The 1987-nt window shown below is 44.9% G+C and carries 3 protein-coding genes and 1 pseudogene; all 4 read left to right on the top strand.

The window, feature by feature from the left end; genetic code table 11:
* A pseudogene (locus Q7V21_RS10650) lies at positions 1-122 on the top strand (acetylglutamate kinase); the annotation flags it as partial.
* Positions 119-733: a nucleoid occlusion factor SlmA gene (slmA, locus tag Q7V21_RS10645; protein ID WP_304917273.1), complete on the top strand. Its 615-nt coding sequence runs from the start codon at positions 119-121 to the stop codon at positions 731-733. The pseudogene Q7V21_RS10650 and the gene slmA, both read left to right, overlap by 4 nt.
* Positions 694-1149 (top strand): hypothetical protein, encoded by a 456-nt coding sequence (locus Q7V21_RS10640; RefSeq protein WP_304917272.1) that lies wholly within the window; start codon positions 694-696, stop codon positions 1147-1149. Before slmA ends, Q7V21_RS10640 begins: the two co-directional genes overlap by 40 nt.
* Before the next feature lie 195 nt (positions 1150-1344).
* Positions 1345-1987 (top strand): retention module-containing protein (locus Q7V21_RS10635; RefSeq protein WP_304917271.1); only part of this gene is annotated, 643 nt, incomplete at its 3' end.

The raw sequence follows: 1987 nt of genomic DNA, 5'->3' as shown, positions 1-1987 counted from the left end.
ATGCAGTTCAAGCAGGGGTGACCAGCTCACACATCATCGATGGTCGTGTACAGCATGCGGTCTTACTGGAAATGTTTACGGATGAGGGTGTAGGTACACTTATTCGTGGAGGCGGTCGATGATGGAGCAACAATCTACGCGTGCTCAAAATAAACAGTCGCGTCATCAGGCCATACTGGAAGCCTTGGCATCGCAGCTTGAACAACACCCCGGACAACGAATAACTACAGCTCAGTTGGCTGAAAGTTTAGGGGTCTCTGAAGCGGCGCTTTATCGGCATTTCCCTAGTAAAGCTAGAATGTTCGAAGGCCTTATCGAGTTTTCAGAAGACACCGTATTTGGCCTTATCCGCAGAATTCTTGACGAAGATGATAATGCGGTCTCTCGATGTGAAAAAATCATGGCATTGATGCTGGGATTCAGCGCAAAAAACCCGGGTATTAGTAGTGTGCTCGTTGGAACTGCGCTTACAGGCGAAACAGAGCGGCTTCGCCAACGCGTCAGTCAATTTTTTGACCGACTGGAAACACAATTCCGACAAATTTTACGTGAACGTGAATTAACGTTGACGCAAGCTGGTGGTCGACCTGTTAATGAAACCGCTAATTTGCTTCTCAGTATTGTTGAGGGGCGTTTACAGCAATTTGTTCGTAGTGGATTTCGCCAATCACCACTTCAGGGATGGGAACAACAATGGCAACTCATCAACACGATACTCAGGACATACGCATGATCAATGTAGTGGTGTTAGGTCGCTCGATACCGGGTTTGATTAATTTGGCTGTTCACGATGATCTAAATATTACAGCTATTGAACCAGATACAATTGACGATGCGGTTTTGGCCATAAAAGCTGCAAAAACCAATATAACCGTGTTAGAGCAGGATAACGAGCATATTAATACAGATCTTCTATGTTTGGTATTGGCGACAAATTACCCACAGAATCAGACAATTATCCTGTCAGACAAAGTGCCGGACTTTGAGCAGTTAAAAGCAACCGGTTTTAGGGCTCGGGGATATATTACTCCCTCACAACATGACAAATTAGTAAAGGCAATACATGCTGTACATGATGGTGAAGCCTGGCTGCCAAGGCGTCTGGTGGCCGATATGCTTAATCATTTTGCTGCCGGAGATTTGGGCTAGCAGCTGAATTATGCTCAAAGATGGTGTTGGCTGGCTGAATTTTTGCATATACGAATATTGAGTTTTCACCATTAAATTCAATATCTAGTACCAATGTACAGTAGATCAGTTTTAATTGTCATGGGAAACTATTTGCAAAGTCGGTCACATTATTTTTGTTGACCTAAGGAAGCAGCATTTCATCGGAGAAGCATTATGGCAACAGAAGCCGGTATTATTTCAGCCTTAATAGGCACCGCAACTGCTACAGCAGTCGATGGGACTGTGAGAAATTTACAAGTTGGTGACAGGGTTTATCCTAATGAGATCATTACAACTGGTCTTGCTGGTGCCGTAGAAATCGAATTCCCTGATGGCAGCGTTATGGATCTGGGAAGAAATTCTCAGGCAGTATTAGACAGTGAAACATTTGAGTTAGATGTGGCTGGTGGTGAGACACCGACTCCTGCCGCAGACGTAGTTGACGAAATCGAAGCAATTCAACAAGCATTGTTGGCTGGTGAAGATCCAACACAAATCGCTGATGCTACTGCTGCTGGTCCTGGTGCACAGCCAGCCAGTGAAGGTGGCAGTGATGCGGTGGTTGTTGATTACCTTGCTCCACGAATCACTCCCGATTCTGGTTTTGAAACGACCGGTCCCAGCGTCACATTCTTAGATCCTCTTCCATTTGATTTTTTAGTAGATGAATCGGATGCTTTGGATCCAACAGATCCAACAGATCCAACAGATCCAACAGATCCAACAGATCCAACAGATCCAACAGATCCAACAGATCCAACAGATCCAACAGATCCAACAGATCCAACAGATCCAACAGATCCAACAGATCCAACAG

The organism is Methylophaga sp., assembly GCF_030651745.1.
The sequence above is the reverse complement of the archived record's forward strand: the minus strand, read 5'-3'. Positions and strand labels throughout refer to the sequence as shown.